19 protein-coding genes are annotated in these 19,017 nt (G+C 63.8%); 10 read left to right on the forward strand and 9 right to left on the reverse strand.

The features are described from left to right. The first annotated feature begins 20 nt into the window (after positions 1–20). From KYK83_RS05770 to KYK83_RS05780, 3 genes are all read left to right on the forward strand, one after another. Positions 21–926, forward strand: a complete 906-nt coding sequence (locus KYK83_RS05770; protein WP_103022516.1) for a sulfite exporter TauE/SafE family protein — start codon at positions 21–23, stop codon at positions 924–926. A gap of 35 nt (positions 927–961) precedes the next feature. Next, a complete protein-coding gene (locus KYK83_RS05775; protein ID WP_103022722.1) occupies positions 962–1,675 on the forward strand; it encodes a TIGR02186 family protein in 714 nt (237 codons plus the stop codon). A 98-nt stretch (positions 1,676–1,773) separates the two neighbouring features. Continuing rightward, positions 1,774–3,705 (forward strand): ATP-binding protein, encoded by a 1,932-nt coding sequence (locus tag KYK83_RS05780; RefSeq protein ID WP_248284289.1) that lies wholly within the window; start codon positions 1,774–1,776, stop codon positions 3,703–3,705. A gap of 15 nt (positions 3,706–3,720) precedes the next feature. Here KYK83_RS05780 and KYK83_RS05785 read toward each other — a convergent pair whose 3' ends face one another. The 3 genes from KYK83_RS05785 to KYK83_RS05795 form a co-directional block, all read right to left on the reverse strand. Next, complete coding sequence (locus tag KYK83_RS05785) at positions 3,721–5,169, reverse strand: MATE family efflux transporter (protein ID WP_248284290.1); 1,449 nt, start codon at positions 5,167–5,169, stop codon at positions 3,721–3,723. Continuing rightward, positions 5,166–5,900 carry a 7-carboxy-7-deazaguanine synthase QueE gene (locus KYK83_RS05790; RefSeq protein ID WP_222827547.1) on the reverse strand — a complete coding sequence of 245 codons (735 nt, stop codon included), beginning with the start codon at positions 5,898–5,900 and terminating at the stop codon, positions 5,166–5,168. The genes KYK83_RS05785 and KYK83_RS05790 overlap by 4 nt, the downstream gene beginning before the upstream one ends. A gap of 238 nt (positions 5,901–6,138) precedes the next feature. Continuing rightward, a complete protein-coding gene (locus KYK83_RS05795; protein ID WP_222827726.1) occupies positions 6,139–8,856 on the reverse strand; it encodes a valine--tRNA ligase in 2,718 nt (905 codons plus the stop codon). 102 nt (positions 8,857–8,958) lie between these two features. Between KYK83_RS05795 and KYK83_RS05800 the strand changes: the two genes are divergently transcribed. Genes KYK83_RS05800 through KYK83_RS05815 form a run of 4 tightly spaced genes read left to right on the forward strand, consistent with a single transcriptional unit; the run spans position 8,959 to position 12,539 of the window. After that, positions 8,959–10,071 carry an MlaE family ABC transporter permease gene (locus KYK83_RS05800; protein ID WP_103022519.1) on the forward strand — a complete coding sequence of 371 codons (1,113 nt, stop codon included), beginning with the start codon at positions 8,959–8,961 and terminating at the stop codon, positions 10,069–10,071. Next, entirely contained in the window at positions 10,071–10,973 is a 903-nt protein-coding gene (locus KYK83_RS05805) for an ABC transporter ATP-binding protein (RefSeq protein ID WP_103022725.1), read from the forward strand. Before KYK83_RS05800 ends, KYK83_RS05805 begins: the two co-directional genes overlap by 1 nt. Before the next feature lie 10 nt (positions 10,974–10,983). Further along, on the forward strand, positions 10,984–11,934 hold the full coding sequence (locus KYK83_RS05810) for an MlaD family protein (protein ID WP_103022520.1): 951 nt from the start codon (positions 10,984–10,986) through the stop codon (positions 11,932–11,934). A gap of 11 nt (positions 11,935–11,945) precedes the next feature. Beyond that, the gene (locus tag KYK83_RS05815; protein WP_222827548.1) at positions 11,946–12,539 is read left to right on the forward strand and encodes an ABC-type transport auxiliary lipoprotein family protein; all 594 of its coding nucleotides are present in this window, start codon (positions 11,946–11,948) and stop codon (positions 12,537–12,539) included. On the opposite strand, the gene KYK83_RS05820 is transcribed toward KYK83_RS05815, so the two are convergent. From KYK83_RS05820 to crcB, 6 genes are read right to left on the reverse strand one after another with little or no spacing between them, the layout of a single operon-like run. Then, positions 12,536–13,240, reverse strand: coding sequence for an ATP12 family chaperone protein (locus KYK83_RS05820; RefSeq protein ID WP_222827549.1), 705 nt, complete (start codon positions 13,238–13,240; stop codon positions 12,536–12,538). The genes KYK83_RS05815 and KYK83_RS05820 overlap by 4 nt on opposite strands. After that, on the reverse strand, positions 13,237–13,446 hold the full coding sequence (locus tag KYK83_RS05825; RefSeq protein WP_103022523.1) for a hypothetical protein: 210 nt from the start codon (positions 13,444–13,446) through the stop codon (positions 13,237–13,239). The genes KYK83_RS05820 and KYK83_RS05825 overlap by 4 nt, the downstream gene beginning before the upstream one ends. Beyond that, entirely contained in the window at positions 13,433–14,092 is a 660-nt protein-coding gene (locus tag KYK83_RS05830) for an HAD-IA family hydrolase (RefSeq protein WP_221597884.1), read from the reverse strand. Before KYK83_RS05830 ends, KYK83_RS05825 begins: the two co-directional genes overlap by 14 nt. Then, the gene (locus KYK83_RS05835) at positions 14,089–14,688 is read right to left on the reverse strand and encodes an FMN-binding negative transcriptional regulator (protein WP_222827550.1); all 600 of its coding nucleotides are present in this window, start codon (positions 14,686–14,688) and stop codon (positions 14,089–14,091) included. Before KYK83_RS05835 ends, KYK83_RS05830 begins: the two co-directional genes overlap by 4 nt. Then, positions 14,688–15,809, reverse strand: a complete 1,122-nt coding sequence (locus KYK83_RS05840) for an RluA family pseudouridine synthase (RefSeq protein ID WP_103022526.1) — start codon at positions 15,807–15,809, stop codon at positions 14,688–14,690. Before KYK83_RS05840 ends, KYK83_RS05835 begins: the two co-directional genes overlap by 1 nt. Further along, a complete protein-coding gene (gene crcB / locus KYK83_RS05845) occupies positions 15,806–16,216 on the reverse strand; it encodes a fluoride efflux transporter CrcB (RefSeq protein ID WP_103022527.1) in 411 nt (136 codons plus the stop codon). The genes KYK83_RS05840 and crcB overlap by 4 nt, the downstream gene beginning before the upstream one ends. A gap of 227 nt (positions 16,217–16,443) precedes the next feature. Here crcB and rpsU point away from each other — a divergent pair, with 227 nt between their 5' ends. From rpsU to KYK83_RS05860, 3 genes are all read left to right on the forward strand, one after another. After that, positions 16,444–16,650, forward strand: a complete 207-nt coding sequence (gene rpsU, locus KYK83_RS05850) for a 30S ribosomal protein S21 (protein ID WP_011413239.1) — start codon at positions 16,444–16,446, stop codon at positions 16,648–16,650. 80 nt (positions 16,651–16,730) lie between these two features. After that, a complete protein-coding gene (locus KYK83_RS05855) occupies positions 16,731–17,306 on the forward strand; it encodes an FKBP-type peptidyl-prolyl cis-trans isomerase (RefSeq protein ID WP_222827551.1) in 576 nt (191 codons plus the stop codon). Positions 17,307–17,325: 19 nt separating this feature from the next. After that, positions 17,326–18,996: a DUF4153 domain-containing protein gene (locus KYK83_RS05860; protein WP_222827552.1), complete on the forward strand. Its 1,671-nt coding sequence runs from the start codon at positions 17,326–17,328 to the stop codon at positions 18,994–18,996. Positions 18,997–19,017: the final 21 nt, after the last annotated feature.

Consider the following 19,017-nt stretch of genomic DNA (forward strand, 5'->3'; position numbering starts at 1 on the left):
CGCTGCGATAGGGCGAAGCCATGGATGTCTATCTCCCAATCGCGAACCTGTCCGTAAATGGACTGTGGATCGTCGCGTTGGGAGCTTTGACGGGCATTCTTTCCGGATTGTTCGGTGTGGGCGGCGGGTTCCTGACCACTCCGTTGCTAATTTTCTATGGCATCCCACCGACCGTGGCGGCCGCATCGGCATCGACGCAGGTCACCGGCGCGAGTGTCACCGGCGTGCTGGCGCACGGCGGTCGCGGCGGTGTCGATTACCGCATGGGGATGGTCATGGTGGCGGGGGGTATCGTCGGATCCGGATTCGGCGCGCTCCTGTTCCGGTTTCTGCGCTCGATCGGCCAGATCGACGTGGTCATCAGTGCGCTCTACGTCATCCTGCTCGGCACGATCGGCATGTTGATGGCCCGCGAAGCGGTGCAGACGCTGCGTGGCACCGGCAGTTCGCAGGCGGCTCGAAGGCGGCACCACCCCCTTATCGCGAGCCTGCCCATGCGCTGGCGTTTTTACCGTTCAGGCCTCTACATTTCCCCGATCGCGCCACTGGTTGTGGGCGTGGCGGTCGGTGTCCTGACCATGCTGATGGGCGTGGGTGGCGGGTTCATCCTTGTTCCTGCCATGCTCTATATTCTGGGCATGAGCGCAAATGTCGTCGTCGGCACTTCGCTCTACAATATTCTGTTCGTGACCATGGCCACAACTCTCATGCACTCTCTGACCACCAAGGCGGTCGATATCGTGCTGGTGTTCCTGCTGCTGGTAGGTTCGGTGACGGGCGCGCAGATCGGCTCTCAAATCGCGGTCAAGGCAAAGCCCGAGATATTGCGCCTCATCCTCGCTGCGATCGTCCTGCTCGTGGCGTTCCGCATGTTCCTCGGCCTGTTCTATCAGCCGGACGAAATCTACACGCTGTATCCGTTGTGAGGGCGGTTCTTCTCATTCTCTTCGCTTTTGCGCTGATGGGGCAGCGGGATCCCATCCTCGTGCCCGAAGTGAGTCAGCATGAAGTGCGCGTACGGCAAGGCTTTACCGGAACCGAGCTGCTGCTTTTCGGCGCGGTGCTCGATCCGCTGGGCAGGGCGGCCGGCAGCGACTACGATATCGTAGTCGTTCTCAAGGGCCCGTCCGAACCGGTTCGACTGCGCGAGAAGGAGCGTTTCGTCGGCGTGTGGGTCAATGCGGCGAGCAGCGATTTCCGCTCTGTCCCGTCCTTCTTCGCCGTCGCCTCTTCGCGCCCTGTATCGGAGATCGTCGATGAGAAGACCGCAGCGATCTACGAGTTCGGAACCGACTACATCCAGTTGTCACCGAGCGGCGTGATCGATCCGGAAGAACAGGCGCGCTTCAAGGCCGGGCTTGTCGATCTCAAAACGCGCCAGCAGCTCTACAAGCAGGATTTCGAAGGCGTTCAGATCAGCGAACAAGTGCTTTACCAGTCGCGCATATCGCTGCCGTCCAGCGTCTCTACCGGCACATATACGGCGGAAACATTCGCTGTTCGCGATGGGCGGGTCATTGCATCGGCTCAGGCGGAAGTCGAAGTGAAGAAGGTCGGCTTCGAACGGCTCGTAGCGGAATATTCTCAGGAATGGTCGCTGGCCTACGGCCTGATGGCGGTCGCTCTTGCCGTGGGGATGGGCTGGGCAGCAGGCCGGTTGTTCGCGTTGATGTGATCCTTTCCGGCGCGGCGGCGTTGACCACATCTTAAGCAGTTTCGGGCAGGCGATACGCTGGCGCAAATGGGGCGTCATACGTGGGGCACAGCTGACCGATGACCGAAATGGGCAATCCCAACTACCGTACCTTCGACCCGGCGATGGAAGATGGCGCAGAGCCGCCGCAGCCGCGCAGCAATTCGCTACGTGACCGGATCAGGCGCAGCGCCGAACAATCCGCTCCATATGTGTCCCCATCGGGGTATGTTCACCAGCCGCAGCCTTGCGCGGATGTGACATCTGACCAACCGGTGTCTGTCGAACCGATTGCGCCTGCCGAACGCTTTACACCAACGCTGGGAGACGCACCGCCGCGCCCGTCGGGCCTTGCACCGCAGCGCGAGCCCGCGAATGCGGTTGAAGCTCCCGCAGAAGAAGAACCGGTCAGCGAGAATGCCACCCAACCCATTGGCGTGGTGCTGGAGATCGCCGGCTCGGGTTCGATGATTGCCATCGACCTGCAACGCCTCAACGAGTGCACCGAAGATGACGATCCATCGATCGCGATGGCCGGACAGGTCGGTTCGCAGGTCAAGATACGCGTCGGCAACAGCTGGCTTCTCGCCAGCGTGCGCAATCAGCGCCAGGATCGCAAGGCAGGGTCCATCCTCGCCAATATCGATTTTCTCGGCGAAGGGATCGAAGAGAAGCTGACCGGAAAGCTCCATGGCTTCCGCCGCGGTGTGACGCGCTATCCCGTTCCGGGCGGAATGGTCTATCCCGCGTCGACGCAGGACCTCAAGCAGGTCTATGCGAGCGACGGGCGCAGCGCGGTAACGATCGGCAAGGTCTATCCTACGAAGGACATCCGTGCGGGCATCTACATCGATGCCATGCTCGGAAAGCACTTTGCGCTGCTGGGTTCGACCGGCACCGGTAAATCGACCAGCGCGGCCCTGTTGCTGCACCGCATCTGCGAGGCGGCGCCCGAGGGGCATATCGTCATGATCGATCCGCATGGCGAATATTCGGCGGCGTTCCGCCATACCGGCGTTATCCTCGACGTCTCGAACCTCCAGATGCCGTACTGGATCATGAATTTCGAGGAGCATTGCGAAGTGCTGCTCACCAGCAACGGCAATGAGCGCCAGGTCGATGCCGACATTCTGGCGCGCTGTCTGCTCAAGGCCCGCCAGAAAAGCCGCCTTGCCGAAAGCATGGGCAAGATCACGGTCGATTCCCCCATTCCCTATCTCTTGTCCGACCTGTCGAACGAGATTCAGGACGGGATGGGCAAGCTCGACAAATCGACCAACTCCGCCCCTTACATGCGGATCAAGAACAAGCTCGACGAGATCAAGGGCGACCCGCGGTACCAGTTCATGTTCTCCGGCATGCTGGTGGCCGACACGATGGCCGATTTCATCGCCAAGATCTTCCGCATGCCATCCAACGGCAAGCCGATTTCGATCATCGACGTGTCGGGCGTCCCCTCGGACATTACCGCGACGGTGGTTGCCGTGCTCAGCCGACTGGTCTTCGACTTCGCCATCTGGGGCCGCGAGGAGCGTACATCGCCGATCCTGCTCGTGTGCGAGGAAGCCCATCGCTACGTTCCGAACGAGAAGAATGCCGATGGCAATTCGGTCGGAACCATCCTTAGCCGCATCGCCAAGGAGGGCCGCAAATACGGCATCTCGCTCGGCCTGATCACGCAGCGCCCGTCCGACCTTGCCGAAGGCGTGCTGTCGCAATGCGGCACGATCATTTCGATGCGCCTCAACAACGACCGCGACCAGGAATTCGTGCGGGCCGCCATGCCGGAAGGCGCGCGCGGGTTCCTCGATGCGATCCCGGCCCTGCGCAATCGCGAATGCATCATCTGCGGCGAGGGCGTGGCCATCCCGATGCGCGTCAGCTTCGACAATCTCGAGGAATCGCGGCGCCCGGCATCGGAAGACCCGAGCTTCGTCGAGCTGTGGAACAAGACCGGCGGCGAAGAGGAAACCGTCCAGCGCACCGTGTTACGCTGGCGTTCTCAGGGCTGATCCGATCTCGCGGCGTTACATGTCGGGCTTGAACCGCCCGACCGCTTCGCCATTCGTATTGACCTCCTCCGCCGCGCGTTCGGGCGAGATGGCGCGTGCCTTGAGGCGCCAGCCCTTGCGGCGATAGGCGACGATCGCGAGCGCAACGCCGACGAAGGAGCCGAAGGGGAAGCTCAGCCACAGGGCATCCTGTCCCAGCGTGCCGACCAGAGCGTAATAGAAGCCGAGCCGCGCCGGGAACAGCGCGATCCCCAGCACGATCAGCGGTGCATAAACGACGCCGCCCGCGCGCATGGTGCCGAACAGCACGATCGTCACCCCGAAGATGATGAAGCTCCAGCTCGCCAGGAACTGGATGTGGCGGGCCAGCGCCACGGCAGGACTTTCGGGACCCAGGAACAGAACCAGCGCCGCGCGGTCGAACAGCAGCAGCAGCGCGGTCATGACGCCGGTCAGTACCAAGTTCGTGCTCACCCCGGCGCGGCTGATCTGGTCCAGCCGGTCCAGCTTGCCCGCCCCGATGGCCTGCGCCGCCATGGCACTGGCCCCGGCACCGATCGCCATCGCGGGCATCTGGAGATAGGTCCATAATTGCAGCGACGCGCTGTAGGCGGCCGCCGCAAGCAGCCCTTCGCGGTTGACGAGGCCGATGAAGACGATCCCCGCCGAAGACACCAGCAACATCTGTGCCCCCATCGGCAGACCCTTGCCGAGGATGTAGCCCATTTCGGCCCGCCGCGGGATGAGATAGCCGATTTCCCTGCCACGCAGCCGCAGCGGCAGATCGCGCCAGTAAACATAGGCGACCAGCCCGGCCAGCGAGACATAACCCGCGATCGCGGTGGACAGCGCCGACCCGGCAATGCCAAGCTGCGGGAAGGGGCCGATCCCGGCAATCAGCAGCGGGTTGAGCACGATATCGAGCACGACCGTCAGCGCCATGAAGATGAAGGGCGTTCGCGCATCCCCCGAGCCGCGCAGGCCCATGGCGATCATCACCGTGGCCATGGAACCGGGGATCGCGATGAAGATGACGCGTAGATATGACAAAGCGAGCGTGTAGGCCTGTTCCGGTGTGCCCAGCGCCTGCAGCAGGGCGGGCGATGCCAGCCAGCCTGCAATCGCCACGATCAGCGCGAGCGTAAGGCAGAACCCCATGGCGGTGCCGAATGTCCGCCGCGCCTGATCGGTATCGGATGCACCGAACGCCTGCCCCATCTTGACCGTCGCCGCCATGCCGAAACCGAAGACGGCGGCGAAGGTGAGGAACATGATGATATTGGCATTGGCGGTTGCAGCCAGTGCCGCTTCACCCAGCAGCCGCCCGACCCAGATCGAATTGACCGAGCCGTTGAGCGACTGGAGCAGATTGGATGCGAGCGTGGGCAGGCTGAACAGGACCAGTGTCTTGAGCACCGGTCCGCTGGTCAGATCGCGCGGCTTGGCTGGCGTCGGCGGTCTCATGTGGCCCGTGTGTCTCCGAACAGGTGGATGTGCAGGCGGTCGCTCAACCGGAAGCCATGGCGCACGCAGAGCGGCGCGAGCCATTTCTCGCGCTCGCGCAAGGTCTCGCTATCGGTGCCTTCGGCCATCAGGAACACATGGCCGGGCCTGAAGCGGTACCGGTCGCGGAGCGCCAGGACCTCGTCGACGTCTGCGGGTTCCGCGATCACGAATTTGAACCATGCGCGCGGATCGGTGGCATAGGCATCGAGCCGTTCGGGCAGCAGCGCCAGTTCGGCGGGATTGCCGCTATGCGCCAGCTTGGGGCTGACGTTGAACTGGTCGATGCGGATATCGAGCGGGGCGGGGGCCCCGGTGGTTCCGTTGGTTTCGATCTCGACCGACACATCGGGCAGCAGCTCGAGCAGGCGAGCAAGGGCAGGGGCCTGCAGCAAGGGTTCGCCCCCGGTTATGACGAGCCGGCTTTGCCCCAGCGCCATGATACGCGCGGCGACTTCATCTTCCGGCAGCGAGAGCTGGTTGGCCTTGCGGTCGTATTCCACGCCGTCGCGATGCGGGCGTTCGTCGCCTTGGAAATGCCAGGTATAGGCGGTGTCGCACCACACACAGGCAAGGTTGCAGCGTGACAGGCGCATGAAGGCGACCGGCATGCCCATGCTCGGCCCTTCGCCCTGAACCGACGCGAAAATTTCCGGCCCGCCTTCATCGTCGGTCGCGAGTATCAGCGCCATGCCAGTCCTGACGGGTTTACACCGACCCCATGCAAAATAAAAACTCCGGCAGGCCGCGACGCTGCGCTCAAATTATTGTGAGAAAACAGGAAAGGTGGCTTTCCCCAATTCGAAGGTGTCACCTTTCGCGCAGGCCCTGTCACGATGATTTCCCACATGCGTTTCGCGCAGATACGGATGGGCCGGGGATTCATATCCCCGGCATAGGCAAAATGTCCCCGTGTAGGAAAGAGCTACCTTACCCCAGCCGCGCCAGCGCGGCAGTCAGGCGTTCGACCTCTGCGGTGTGATGGGCGTGATCGGCGCGGGCCTTTTCGACCGCTTCGGGCTTGGCGCGATCGACGAAGTTGGCGTTGGACAGACGCCCTTCGAGCGACTTGGCTTCCTTGGTGGACGCTTCGAGCGCCTTGGAAAGGCGGGCTTTCTCGGACGCGATGTCGATCACACCTTCGAGCGGGATCACGAAGGCATCCTCGCCGGCTGCGATCTGCATGGCGGCACCGGCGGGGGCATCGGCCATGTGGATCGGGGTCAGGCGGGCAAGCCGCTCGATCGCGGCGGCATTGGCCTCGACTACCGATTTCGCCAGCGCGCTGGGCGCCGGGCAGAAAGCTTCGAGCTTGGCGCCCGGAGGAATGCCCAGTTCGTTCTTGGCGGTACGAACCGCGCTGGTCAGCGCGATCAGCCAGTCGATCTCCGCCTTGGCCGCCGCATCGATCTCGGCCTGCGGATCAGGCCATTGCGCAGTGATCAGCGGGTAATCGGCGCGCGCGGCCTGCTTGGACCACAGCTCTTCGGTGATGAAGGGCATGAAGGGGTGCAGCATGACCAGGATCTGATCAAGCGCCCAGCCGGCGACGGCCTTCGTCTCGTCATCGAAATTGCCCTTGATCAGTTCGATATACCAGTCGCAGAAGCGGTCCCACACGAAGTGATAGATGGTATTCGCGGCCGCATCGAAGCGCAGTTCGGCCAGCGCCTTGTCGAGCGCGTCTCTGGTTTCGATGACCTCGCCGATGATCCAGCGATTGACCGCCAACCTGGGGGATAGCCCCGGGCCGGTATGATCGCCGATGCCGCCGACGATCCCGTTGGACTGGCAGAAGCGCGTGGCATTCCACAGCTTGGTCGCGAAATTGCGGTATCCCTCGATCCGCTTGTCATCCATCTTGATGTCGCGGCCCTGGCTTTCCATCGCCGCCATGAAGAAGCGCAGCGCATCGGCGCCGTACTGGTCGATCAGGCCCAGCGGATCGACGACATTGCCCTTGGACTTGGACATTTTCTGCCCGTCGGCAGCGCGGACAAGGCCGTGGAGGTAGAGCCTGGGCCAGGGGTTCTGGCCGGTGTTGTACTGGCCCATCATCATCATGCGGGCATCCCAGAAGAACAGGATGTCGAAGCCGGAAATCAGCAGGCTGTTGGGGTAATGTTTTTCGACGAGATCGGTCTTATCCGGCCAGCCGAGGGTGGCGGACGGCCACAGCGCGGACGAGAACCAGGTGTCCAGCACGTCTTCGTCGCGGGTCAGCGTTACGCCGTCGCCAGCCTGTGCCTGCGCCTCCTCTTGCGTCATCGCGACATAGGCTTTGCCGTCGGCGTCATACCACGCCGGGATCCGGTGACCCCACCAGAGCTGGCGGCTGACACACCACGGCTGGATGTTTTCCATCCAGTTGAAGAAGGTCTTTTCCCAAGATTTCGGGACGATTTCGACTGCGCCGCTCTTCACGGCTTCGATCGGCTTCTTCGCCAGCGTTTCGGCATCGACATACCACTGGTCTGTCAGCCAGGGTTCGATCACCACGCCGCCGCGGTCGCCGAACGGCGTCGCGATGGTGCGCGGTTCGGCATCGTGCTCGACTGCGTTGCCTTCCTTGTCCTTCGTGACATGCGGAATTAGGCAATCCAGTTCCTTCAGTCGCCGCACGACCAGTTCGCGGGCGCCGTCCACGCCGTCGCGCTTGAAGCGGTGAAGGCCGAGGAATTCTTCCGGCACCAGCCCGTCCGCTGTCTGGCAGACATTGGCTTCGCCATCGAGCATGTTGAGCATGTCGGCCGGCTTGAACCCGGCGCGCTTGCCGACTTCGAAATCGTTGAAGTCGTGGCCCGGCGTGATCTTGACCGCGCCCGACCCGAGTTCGGGATCGGCATGTTCGTCCGCGACGATGGGCACGCGGCGGCCGGTGATGGGCAGCACGACATGCTTGCCCACGACGGATGCGTAACGCGCATCATCGGGATGCACGGCAACCGCCATATCGGCCAGCATGGTTTCCGGCCGCGTGGTGGCGACTTCGATGTAATCGCGACCGTCGGCCAGCGTCACACCGTCTTCGAGCGGATATCTGAAGTGCCAGAAACTGCCCTTCACATCCTGCGTCTCGACCTCGAGATCGGAAATCGCGGTCTTCAGCTTGGGATCCCAGTTCACCAGCCGCTTGTCGCGATAGATGAGCCCGTCATTATGCAGGTCGACGAAGGTCTTGAGCACGGCCTGCGAAAAATGATCGTCCATCGTGAACTGTTCGCGCGACCAGTCCATCGAACAACCCAGACGGCGTAGCTGGCGGGTGATCGTACCGCCGCTTTCTTCCTTCCATTCCCACACCTTCGCGATGAAATCCTCGCGCGAATAATTGGTGCGTTTGTCCTGACTGGCCTCGAGTTGGCGTTCCACCACCATCTGCGTGGCAATGCCTGCGTGATCGGTGCCGACCACCCACAGCGCATCCTTGCCGCGCAGCCGTTCGTACCGGATCATCACGTCCTGCAGCGTATTGTCGAGCGCGTGGCCGATATGCAGGCTGCCGGTCACATTGGGCGGCGGGTTTACGATGGTATAGGGTTCGGCCTGCGGGCGGTCGGGGCGGAACAGGCCCTCTCCTTCCCAATGCGCGTACCAGCGCGCCTCGATTTCGGCGGGATCGAATGTTTTCGGTAGCTCGGTGCTCATGGCGTCGCCTTTGCCAGCGCCCTTGTTGCGATGCAACGCTGCAGGTGATGTGCGGCGATAGTCGCTTGGCAAGCGACTCATTTCCCCTCATACCCGCCCGCAATGGGTGGTATTGCCGAATATGAGCTGGTCGAAGGGGATGACGGGGGCAATGTGCTCGTCCTGTCGGGACCCTTCCTGGTGTCCACGATCGGTCAGGTCGATCACGATCTGCGCGCGCTGGACGGCCAGATAACCAAGGTCGACCTGTCCGCAATCAGCGAAATCGACACGGTCGGCGCTTGGGTCGCCTGCAGTATTTCCAGAGAATTCAACGCCGACCTGACCGGGGCCAGCCCGCGGGCGGAACGTCTGATCGAAGCGCTGAAAGACACCGGCTCGAAGGAAGAAATCGGCGCCCCGCGCCTGCCGGTATTCGAACGCGTGCCCGAAGCCATCGGCCAGAAAATGCTCAATGCCCGCAAGGGCGTTTACGGCGTGGTCGGCTTTCTGGGCGCGCTGCTGCTGTCCATCGGCAGCCTGATCCGCCATCCCAAGCGGTTCCGCTGGCTGGCGCTGGTCCGCCAGCTGGAACTGGTGGGTATTTCGGCCCTGCCGATCGTGGGCCTGATGAGCTTCCTGATCGGGATCGTCATCGCGCAGCAGGGGGCAGTGCAGCTGGCGCAGTTCGGGGCGGAAACGCTGACCGTGAACCTCGTCGGCAGGATTACCCTGCGCGAACTGGGCGTGCTGATGACCGCGATCATGGTCGCGGGCCGTTCGGGCAGCGCCTTTGCCGCGCAGATCGGCACCATGCGCCTGACCGAGGAAGTCGACGCCATGCAGACCATCGGCATATCCCCGATGGAAGCGCTGGTCGTGCCGCGAATCATGGCCGCGGTGCTGATGATGCCGCTGCTGGGCTTCTACGCCGCAGCCGTCGCCATCATCGGCGGCGCCGTGGTCGGCCAGTTCATGCTGGGCATACCGTTCTGGACCTTCCTGAGCCGCATTCAGGATGTCGTCCCGATCTACGATTTGTGGGTCGGCCTGCTCAAGGCGCCGGTCTTCGGCCTGATCGTGGCGCTGGCCGGTTGCTATCACGGCATGCAGGTGAAGGGGAATTCCGAAGACGTCGGCCTGCGCACCACCATGGCGGTGGTTACCGGCATCTTTGCCGTGATCGTGATCGACGCCTTCTTCGCGGTGTTCTTCACCAAGGTCGGGTGGGCCTGATGGCACAGGACGAAACCGGCCGGCAGCTTGAGCGCCACGAGCGTTTTCGCGGCGAATATCCGATCGAAGTGGAAGGGCTGACCAACCGCTTCGGCGATCAGGTCATTCACCAGGATCTCGATCTCAAGGTCAGGCGGGGAGAAATCCTCGGCGTGGTCGGCGGCTCGGGCACGGGCAAGTCGGTGCTGATGCGCTCCATCATCGGGTTGCAGCACCCCGCGGAAGGGGACATCCGTGTGTTCGGCCGTTCCGTCGTCGGCACTGATCCCGAACAGGATATCGGCATCCGCAACCGCTGGGGCGTGCTGTTCCAGGGCGGGGCGCTGTTCAGCACGCTGACCGTGGGCGAAAACGTCGAAGTGCCGCTGAAGCAGTTCTATCCCGAAATCGATGCCGAGCTGCGCCATGAAATCGCGCGCTACAAGACGATCCTTTCGGGCCTGCCGGAAGAAGCGGTGAGCAAATATCCCAGCGAACTGTCGGGCGGGATGAAGAAGCGCGCCGGTCTGGCCCGCGCGCTGGCGCTCGATCCCGAACTGCTGTTCCTGGACGAACCGACCGCGGGGCTCGACCCCATCGGCGCGGCGGCGTTCGACAACCTTACGCGCGAACTGAAGGAAACGCTGGGTCTCACCGTGTTCCTCATCACGCACGATCTCGATACGCTGCACGAAATCTGCGACCGCGTGGCGGTGCTGGCGGACAAGAAGGTGATCGCGGTCGATACGGTTCCCAATCTGATGGAACTGGACCACCCTTGGATACAGGAATATTTCAACGGGCCACGCGGCCGCGCGGCGCTGACGGCGCAGGCGCTCGACGAACTGCGCAGTCACATGGACAAGCCGCTCGCGGCGAACGTGGTCAAAGCGTTGGACAAACCGCCTGCGGGCAAGGCATAGGGCGAAACCAATGGAAACGCGGGCAAATCACGTTTGGGTGGGGGCGGTGTCGCTGCTGATCCTCGGCGCGCTCGCGCTGTTCATCGTCTGGCTCGCCAGGCTGGGCGGCGGCGCGCAGGACGAATACGACATCTTCTTCAAGCAGTCGGTATCGGGGCTGGCCAATGGCAGCGGCGTCGATTTTTCGGGCGTGCCGGTCGGCCAGGTCACCCAGATCGAACTGTGGGACAAGGACCCCGAATTCGTCCGCGTCCGCATCAAGGTGAAGGACACCGTGCCCATTCTCGTGGGCACCACCGCCACGATCCAGGGCAGCTTCACCGGCGTATCGACCATCACGCTCGACGGCGCGCGCACCGGTGCGCCGCCGATTTCGTGCGAGACGACCGCCTGCACCGAAGGCGTGCCGATCATTCCGCCCACGGCCGGCGGCGGCTTCGGCGCCGTGCTTGCCAGCGCGCCGCTGCTGCTGGAACGGCTGGCCACGCTGACCGAGCGGCTGACCGTCCTGCTCAGCGATCGCAACCAGGAACAGATTTCGCAGATTCTCGCCAATGCCAATGCCGCCAGCGCCGGTTTCGCCGATGCGGCCCCGCAGATGGAACGCACGATGGCGGAACTCCAAGTGACGCTGCGCGAAGCGGCGGAAGCGCTCGACCAGTTCGAAACGGTCACCCGGTCGACCGATCGCATCATCAACCAGGAAGGCGAAGCCATCGCCCGCGATCTTCGCTCGACGCTGGAATCCGCCAGCGGTGCGGCCAAGGCGCTGGAAGACACGTTGAACGATGCCCGCCCCGCGACCAAGCAGCTGACCGAAAGCACGCTGCCCGCGGCAGAGGCGACGCTGCGCGACCTGCGCGCCACCAGCAAGGCGCTGCGCGACGTGACCGAGAAGATCGACGAAAAGGGTGCAGGTTCGCTGCTGTCGAGCCAGCCATTGCCTGATTACAAGCCGTGAGGGGCCTGAGCATGAGAAGCACCATTAAACTTGCCGCGCTGGCTCCGGCGCTGCTGCTGGGCGGCTGCCTCAGCTTCGGCGGCGAAGCGCCCGACAGCCTGCTGACGCTGACGCCCACCGCAACGGTTCCGGCCGGTGCAGGCGCGCCCATGTCGCAAAGCAACGCCATCGCGCTGGTCGAATTCGGATCGACCAAGGCGATCGATGTTACCCGCGTTCCGGTCCAGGTGACCGACACCGAACTGGCCTATCTGCAGGATGCCGTCTGGGTCGATCGGCCCGCGCGCCTGTTCGGTCAGCTGGTTGCCGAAACCATCCGTTCGCGTACCGGCCGCATGGTCGTCGATGGCGACGATCCCGGCGTCGGCGCAATCGACCGGCTGCACGGCACGCTGCGCAGCTTCGGCTATGACGCGCGCAGCAGGGATGTGGTGGTCGTGTTCGATGCGGTCCGCAACGGCGCTTCGTCCAATGTGACGACGCGGCGGTTCGAATCGCGCGTTCCCGTTGCAGCGCCGGAAACGGCCTTCGTCGGTCCGGCGCTCAATCAGGCGGCCAACGATGTTGCCGGGCAGATCGCCGACTGGGTCGGCCAGGGCGCTTAACGCGTCGCGGCCAGCGTCGTAAAAACCTGCGCGGCCGAGAAATCGTCGGCCCGGCGTTTACGGACGGCTTCCGCTTCCTCGTCCCGGCCCCACCTGTCGGCCTGCCATTCTTCCTCGAGGTTGGCGTCCCGCCACAATGCCATGGGATCTTTGACGGCTTCCTCGCTCGCCAGCAGCGCAATGCACAGCGACGCGGCAAGCGATGCCATGGCCGTCACGCCTGCCAGCGCGAAATCGTCTAGCGTTTCCAGATGATGGCGCAGCGCCGCCAGCGTTTCTTCCGCCTGCGGGCGATGGACGATCCCGCTCACGCGCTGGAACCGCATGCCGAACCGGTTTTCCAGATGTTCGACCAGCGGCTCCCACCGGTCCTGCTGATGGCGAAACAGCGCATCTTCGGGATCGGCGCGGTAACACAGCGTGTCGGTCTCGGCATAACCGATCAGCTTGTCGATCGCCGCGTCCCGGTCCGCGCGGACGATGTCGATCGCGAAATCCGCGTGGTCGCGAAACAGGAACAGCCCGGGGTCGATCTCTTCGTCCTGATCCTGCCATTCGCTCGCCAGCGCATCCGCCAGAACGCGGCTCGGCACGATCTGCGGCTGCTTGCTGCCCTGCGTCCGGATGGCCCGGCCATCCAGCGAAACCTGCCAGCCGCCATCCACTTCGTCGACGGAAACGTCCTTGTAAAACCGCTTCACTTGCGGCTGCTCCACCGCTTTGCGAGCGTGGTCGGCACGATGAAAACGCCGACCAGCCCCAGCGCCATGAACAGGTAACCGAGCATTTCAGGGAACGGCAGGACTTCGCCCAGGATCAAGGCCCCGACCACGCCCAGCAACAGGCCGGACAGGCGCATGGCCTGAATCGCAAGGAACCGGGTTTTGGCGGGATCATGCTGGTCCACGGATCATCTCTCCTAATTGCGCTGCCGTATCGGCCACCGCGCTGGCCCCGGTGTCGAGCAGTTCCTGCGCTTCGTGATAGCCCCACGAAACGCCGATCGCCCGCACGCCCGCGGCCACTGCCATTTCCATGTCGAAACTCGTATCGCCGATCATCACGGCCTCGCCGGGTGCCACTCCCGCTTCGACCAGGGCGGCTTCCAGCATCGCCGGGTGGGGCTTGGATGGATGGCGGTCGGCCGTCTGCAATGAAATGAAGCGATGGCGGATGCCATGCGTGTCGAGGCATGAATGCAGGCCGCGATCGCTCTTGCCCGTCGCCACGGCCAGCAGCCAGTCTTCGGCCGCCAGTTCCTCGATCAGTTCAGCAATTCCGGCAAACAGCGGCTCGCGCAGTCCGCCCGACTGGCGCAGGTCGCGAAAGCCGGTCTTGTATGCTTCCACCACCGCATGGCGCTGTTCGTCGCTGACATTCGGCGCCAGTTCGCGCAGCGCATAGGGCAGGCTCAGCCCGACCATCCGGCGCACATGGTGCCGGTCGGGTGCGGCCAGTCCATTGCTGGTAAAGGCTAGTTCCATCGTCTCGCAGATCGCGGCCTGCCCATCCACCAGCGTCCCGTCGCAATCGAACACCACCAGCCTGCTCATGCGTCATTCCCGCCAATGGCAGCGGCCAGCGCGTCGTTACCGTTCCCGGCAAGACCGGCGACGATCGTCTTGCGCTCTGCCGGGGTGCGCTTCTGCGATAGCTTGAAGGTCGGGCGCCAGTCGCGCACATCCAGTTCGAAACCGACGATGGCCTTGAACAACCCGTTCCACGTCGGTTCGCTCGCCTCCCCGGCGCTCCAGCGTTCGCCCTCGATGCGGTGTTCGTGCGTGTCGATCAGATCGTAAAGCAGCGTGTCGAGTTCGCCATCCGCGATGCGCCGCACGGGGCCTTCCATCTCGATCGCGACATAATCCCACGTCGGCACCGTATCGCGGTTGTCGTACCACCGCGGCGAAACATACCCGTCTGGCCCGTTGACCACGGCGAGGGCGGTTGCTCCTTCCAGCGAACGCGTCAGGGCATTGCCCCGGGCAAGGTGGAACTGCAGCCGGTTCTCGTCGCGCAGGATAAAGGGGGTATGGGCAACCCGCGGCCCTTCGGGCGTGGTCAGAAACACCATGCCGAACGCCGCCCGGCCGATCCATTCGCGCATCAGCGCATGATCCTCGCTTCTGAAAAGCGGGTTGGGATGCATCAGCGCTTGCCCTTGGGCTTCGGCTTGCCGCTGGCTGCACCACGTGCGCGCCGCGGCGAACGTTGCGACTTGCGGAAGTTCTTCGCGTGCTGGCGCGCCTGCTGTTTCTTTTCCTCGCGGCTCTTGGGCGGCGGATCGTCGCGCATGGGGGTGGCGTCGCTGGCGTTCACATCGAAACCCAACTGTTCGAGCGATGCGGCGAAATGTTCGGGCAGTTCTGCCGTTACGTCCAGCTTGCCGCCATCGGGACTGTCGATGATCAGGCGCCGCGCATGCAGGTGCATCTTGCGGCTGATGGTCCCGGTGAGGAACGCATCCTTGCCGCCGTATTTTCCGTCGCCCACGATCGGATGGCCCATGGCCGCGCAATGGACGCGCAACTGGTGGGTTCGCCCGGTCATCGGCTGCAGTTCCAGCCAGGCGGCTTTCTTGCCCGCGCTGTCGACCACGCGATATTTGGTCTTCGCAGCCTGCCCGTCTTCATGGTCGACATGCATCTTCTCGCCGCCCGAACCGGGCTGCTTGGCCAGCGGGGCCTCGATCACGCCTTCGCGGATATCGGGCACGCCGATCACCAGCGCCCAATAGACCTTCTTGGCAGAACGGCCCGAAAACCGCTTGGAAAAGAAGGATGCGCTGCCCGGCGTGCGCGCCACCAGCAGCACGCCGCTGGTATCCTTGTCCAGCCGGTGGACCAGCCGCGGGCGCACCTCGTCCTCACCCGGCGCATAGGCATCGAGCAGGCCATCGACGTGGTTGAACGTGTTGGTTCCGCCCTGCGTTGCAAGGCCCGGCGGCTTGTTCAGTACCAGCGCGCCCTTGGTCTTGGTGATGACCATGCCTTCGGCCTGCTCGATTTCGGCAGGCTTCAGCTCGCGCTTGGTCTTTTCCTTCTTGTGCGGCGCATCGCCGCCCGGAGGCACGCGGATCTGCTGGCCCTGTTCAAGCCGGTCGTCAGGCTTCACCCGTTTGCCGTCGACACGCACCTGACCGGTGCGGGCCCATTTGCTGACCGTCCCGAAGCCGACCTGCGGCAGGTGGCGCTTGAACCAGCGGTCCACCCGGATGCCATCGTCATCGGCCTCGACCGTGAAACTGCGCACTTCGTCGGAAGTCTTCATCCTGCCATCCTCATTACACCAAGGCCTACCATCAGTCCGGTGATGCCAAGCGCGATCGACAGGAAGGCGTAAAGCAGGGCGAACAGGTACTGACCGCGTTCGATCAGCAGCACCATTTCAAGGCTGAAGGCGCTGAAAGTCGTGAAGCCGCCCAGCAGGCCCACGCCCAGCAGCAGGCGCAGCTGTTCGCTCCCGCCCGATCCGTGACGCGCCAGCCATCCGGCCAGCAGGCCCATGAACAGGCTGCCCGCGGCATTGGCGGCAAGCGTTGCGAATGGGAAAACGCTGATGATCGGGGCGCCCAGCCAGCTGGTCATGGCACGGCCAAGCTGCCAGCGGAGCACCGCACCGACCCCGCCGCCCAGAAAGACGTGCAGCGCTGCGACGAAGGGAGAAAAGGAGGACATCGCCGGTGCCCTTAGCCGCCATTTGCGCGTTCGTCATCCCGATGCACACGCCTGCATCTGCGATTGCTACAAACACTTGCCATTTACGGAGCGAATCCGTATGTGCGCACCCGTTCGAGCCGATCCGGAACGGATTCGGCGCGTATTTCGTTCTATTGGCGAAACCGTTTCAAGGAGGCAAAACCCGCTGCGCGGGCTCTGGCCCGCAAGTTGAGGTATTGAAGTTTATGCAGATCATGGTTCGCGATAACAATGTCGACCAAGCTCTCCGTGCGCTCAAGAAGAAGCTGCAGCGTGAAGGCGTATATCGCGAAATGAAGCTGCGCCGCCACTACGAAAAGCCCAGCGAAAAGCGCGCCCGTGAAAAGGCTGCTGCCGTTCGCCGCGCCCGCAAGATGGAACGTAAGCGCATGGAACGCGACGGCATCAAGTAAGTCGCTATTGCGGCTGCCACGAAGCTAAGCCATGAGGGCGCGGAGAAATCCGCGCCCTTTGCGTATCAGGACACTTTTTCATGACCGAGATTACCCGCGTTCCTCTCCAGCCCATCAAGAAAGGCTCGCTGACCAAGCTCTGGCTCGGCGTCGCGGTGGCAGTATTGCTGGGTGCCGGCCTTGCCTGGGCTGCCATTCCCAAGGGGCTGGATGTCGAAACGGTAAGCGCTGGCACGGGCGATTCGCCGAAAATGGGCGACGTGGTGTTCGTGAAATATGTCGGCAAGCTTGCCGACGGGACCGAATTCGATCGCTCGCAGCCGCTGCCGATCCCGCCCGGCCTGTTTCCGGAAGGTAATCCGCTGCTGCTCGAAGAAGGGGCGATCATCGATGGCTTCATCGAAGGGCTGACGCAGATGCAGAAGGGTGGCAGCTACGTCCTCACCATTCCGGCGGAACAGGCCTATGGCGCCGAACCGCCTCCCGGTTCGCCGATCCCGCCCAACGCCGATCTGACCTTCGATGTCGAAGTCGTCGATTTCATGAGTAGGGACGATTTCCAAGCCCGTGCCAATGCGCTCCAGCAGATGATGGGCCAGCAGCAGCAGGGCCAGCCGGGCGAACCCGGCCAGCCGGTGCCGCCGCCTGCCGAATAACCGATACGGGGGAGGTCGCATGAGCCAGCCCGGCGATCCGAATACGTCCTCCCTCCATTCCGACTGGCCGCTTCGCCCGTGGGGCCTTGCCGCCCTCCTGGGGCTGGCGGGCCTCGGCGTGTATTTCCTTGCCGAATGGAATGCGGATGTGTGGGCGCCGTGGCGTGCCGCGCTGACCGCTGCTTTGGCCTTCGGGTCGCTCGCTCTCGCTTTCACCGTCGATCGCGGCCGCTGGAAACAGCCGCTCGCCTTTGCCGCCGTCGTGGCGCTGATCATGGGCGGGATCGCCTGGCGCGTCGCACTGGCCAGCAAAACCCATGTCGATGCGCCGTTCTGGTTCGCTGCCGGGATCGTCGCCATCGCGCTTGCGCTGCCGCTGTTCCAGGCCGGTTTCCATCGCCGGCGCTGGCGCACCTCCTACGATGAAACGCATTTCCACGTCTGGACCGATGCCATTTGCGTGGCAGGGGCGCTCGCCTTCGTCGGCCTATCGTGGCTGCTGCTGTTTCTCCTCGCGCAGCTTTTTGCCGCCATCAAGATCGATGTCCTGAAGACGCTCGTTGATCAGGGCTGGTTCGGCTGGACCTTTTCGGGCGCTGCCTTCGGCGCCGCGCTCGGCGTATTGCGCAACCAGCTCAGGATCATCGGCACGCTGCAATCGGTCGTGATGCTGGTCTTCTCGATCATCGCCGTGCCGCTGGCGGTCGCGCTCGTCATATTCCTGCTGGCCGTCGTGGCCAGCGGCATTTCGGTGCTGTGGAACGCGACCGAAAGCCCCACGCCGCTTCTGCTCTCATTCGCCGCGGCCTGCTTCGTGCTGGTCAATGCCGTGGTCCGCAACGGCGATGCCGAAGCGAGCGGTAACCGTGTGCTGCGCTGGGCGGCGCTGGTCCTCGCGCTGGCGATCCTTCCGCTGGCGCTGCTCGCCGCGATCTCCACCGGCACGCGTATTTCCGAATACGGCCTCAGCCCGGAACGGCTGTGGGGCGTCGTCGCGGTGGCGGTGGCGGTGGCTTACGGTGTCGCCTATTTCATCGCTCCGATCCGCTGCCGGATGGCCGGGGCCCTGGCTGGCTGGATGGACGGCGTGCGAACCGCCAATATGCACCTTGCGGTCGGCACCTGCGTGCTCGCCTTCCTCCTTGCCCTGCCGCTGTTCGATTTCGGGGCGATCTCCACGCGCAACCAGCTCGCTCGGCTCGAATCGGGGGCGGTCGCCGTAGAAGACTTCGATTTCGCTGCCTTGCGCTGGGATTTCGGTGACGCTGGCCGGCAGGCGCTGGCTCGCCTTGCCAAACGCAGCGGGCAGGTGGGGGAACTGGCGCAGGCCGCTGCCGCTCGGACGACCCGTTATTACGGGCGGACCGATCCCGATCCGGAACTTCGCATGACGTTCGACGATCCAGCGCTTGAGTCGCGCCTCCAAGCGTATGTTCGGGACCATTCATACAGTTGTTTTGACATGTGTATCGGTGTCGATTTGGGCGAAATCGGCGGAACGCGGCAGGTCGCCCTACTGCAGGGCTCCACCTATACCCGCCTCATCGTGCCCGCTTCCGGCCCCCTCACCGAAGCGCCGCCTCCCGCGCCAACGCCCCCGATTTCCGCCGATTCCGCGGTGGAAGTGCGCACGGTCGAGCGCCGCTACATCGTCGTCGACGGCCAGCCTTTCGGCCCGCCGCTGAACTGATGCGCGATGCCGCTTGAAGCA

Origin of the sequence: Qipengyuania pacifica (assembly GCF_019857205.1) — a bacterium.
GTDB lineage: Bacteria > Pseudomonadota > Alphaproteobacteria > Sphingomonadales > Sphingomonadaceae > Qipengyuania > Qipengyuania pacifica.

Coding starts and splice junctions, on each gene's coding strand:
- KYK83_RS05770 (WP_103022516.1), top strand. CDS start 21: ATGGATGTCTATCTCCCAATCGCGAACCTGTCCGTAAATGGACTGTGG.
- KYK83_RS05775 (WP_103022722.1), top strand. CDS start 962: ATGGGGCAGCGGGATCCCATCCTCGTGCCCGAAGTGAGTCAGCATGAA.
- KYK83_RS05780 (WP_248284289.1), top strand. CDS start 1,774: ATGACCGAAATGGGCAATCCCAACTACCGTACCTTCGACCCGGCGATG.
- KYK83_RS05785 (WP_248284290.1), bottom strand. CDS start 5,169: ATGAGACCGCCGACGCCAGCCAAGCCGCGCGATCTGACCAGCGGACCG.
- KYK83_RS05790 (WP_222827547.1), bottom strand. CDS start 5,900: ATGGCGCTGATACTCGCGACCGACGATGAAGGCGGGCCGGAAATTTTC.
- KYK83_RS05795 (WP_222827726.1), bottom strand. CDS start 8,856: ATGAGCACCGAGCTACCGAAAACATTCGATCCCGCCGAAATCGAGGCG.
- KYK83_RS05800 (WP_103022519.1), top strand. CDS start 8,959: ATGGGTGGTATTGCCGAATATGAGCTGGTCGAAGGGGATGACGGGGGC.
- KYK83_RS05805 (WP_103022725.1), top strand. CDS start 10,071: ATGGCACAGGACGAAACCGGCCGGCAGCTTGAGCGCCACGAGCGTTTT.
- KYK83_RS05810 (WP_103022520.1), top strand. CDS start 10,984: ATGGAAACGCGGGCAAATCACGTTTGGGTGGGGGCGGTGTCGCTGCTG.
- KYK83_RS05815 (WP_222827548.1), top strand. CDS start 11,946: ATGAGAAGCACCATTAAACTTGCCGCGCTGGCTCCGGCGCTGCTGCTG.
- KYK83_RS05830 (WP_221597884.1), bottom strand. CDS start 14,092: ATGAGCAGGCTGGTGGTGTTCGATTGCGACGGGACGCTGGTGGATGGG.
- KYK83_RS05835 (WP_222827550.1), bottom strand. CDS start 14,688: ATGCATCCCAACCCGCTTTTCAGAAGCGAGGATCATGCGCTGATGCGC.
- KYK83_RS05840 (WP_103022526.1), bottom strand. CDS start 15,809: ATGAAGACTTCCGACGAAGTGCGCAGTTTCACGGTCGAGGCCGATGAC.
- crcB (WP_103022527.1), bottom strand. CDS start 16,216: ATGTCCTCCTTTTCTCCCTTCGTCGCAGCGCTGCACGTCTTTCTGGGC.
- rpsU (WP_011413239.1), top strand. CDS start 16,444: ATGCAGATCATGGTTCGCGATAACAATGTCGACCAAGCTCTCCGTGCG.
- KYK83_RS05855 (WP_222827551.1), top strand. CDS start 16,731: ATGACCGAGATTACCCGCGTTCCTCTCCAGCCCATCAAGAAAGGCTCG.
- KYK83_RS05860 (WP_222827552.1), top strand. CDS start 17,326: ATGAGCCAGCCCGGCGATCCGAATACGTCCTCCCTCCATTCCGACTGG.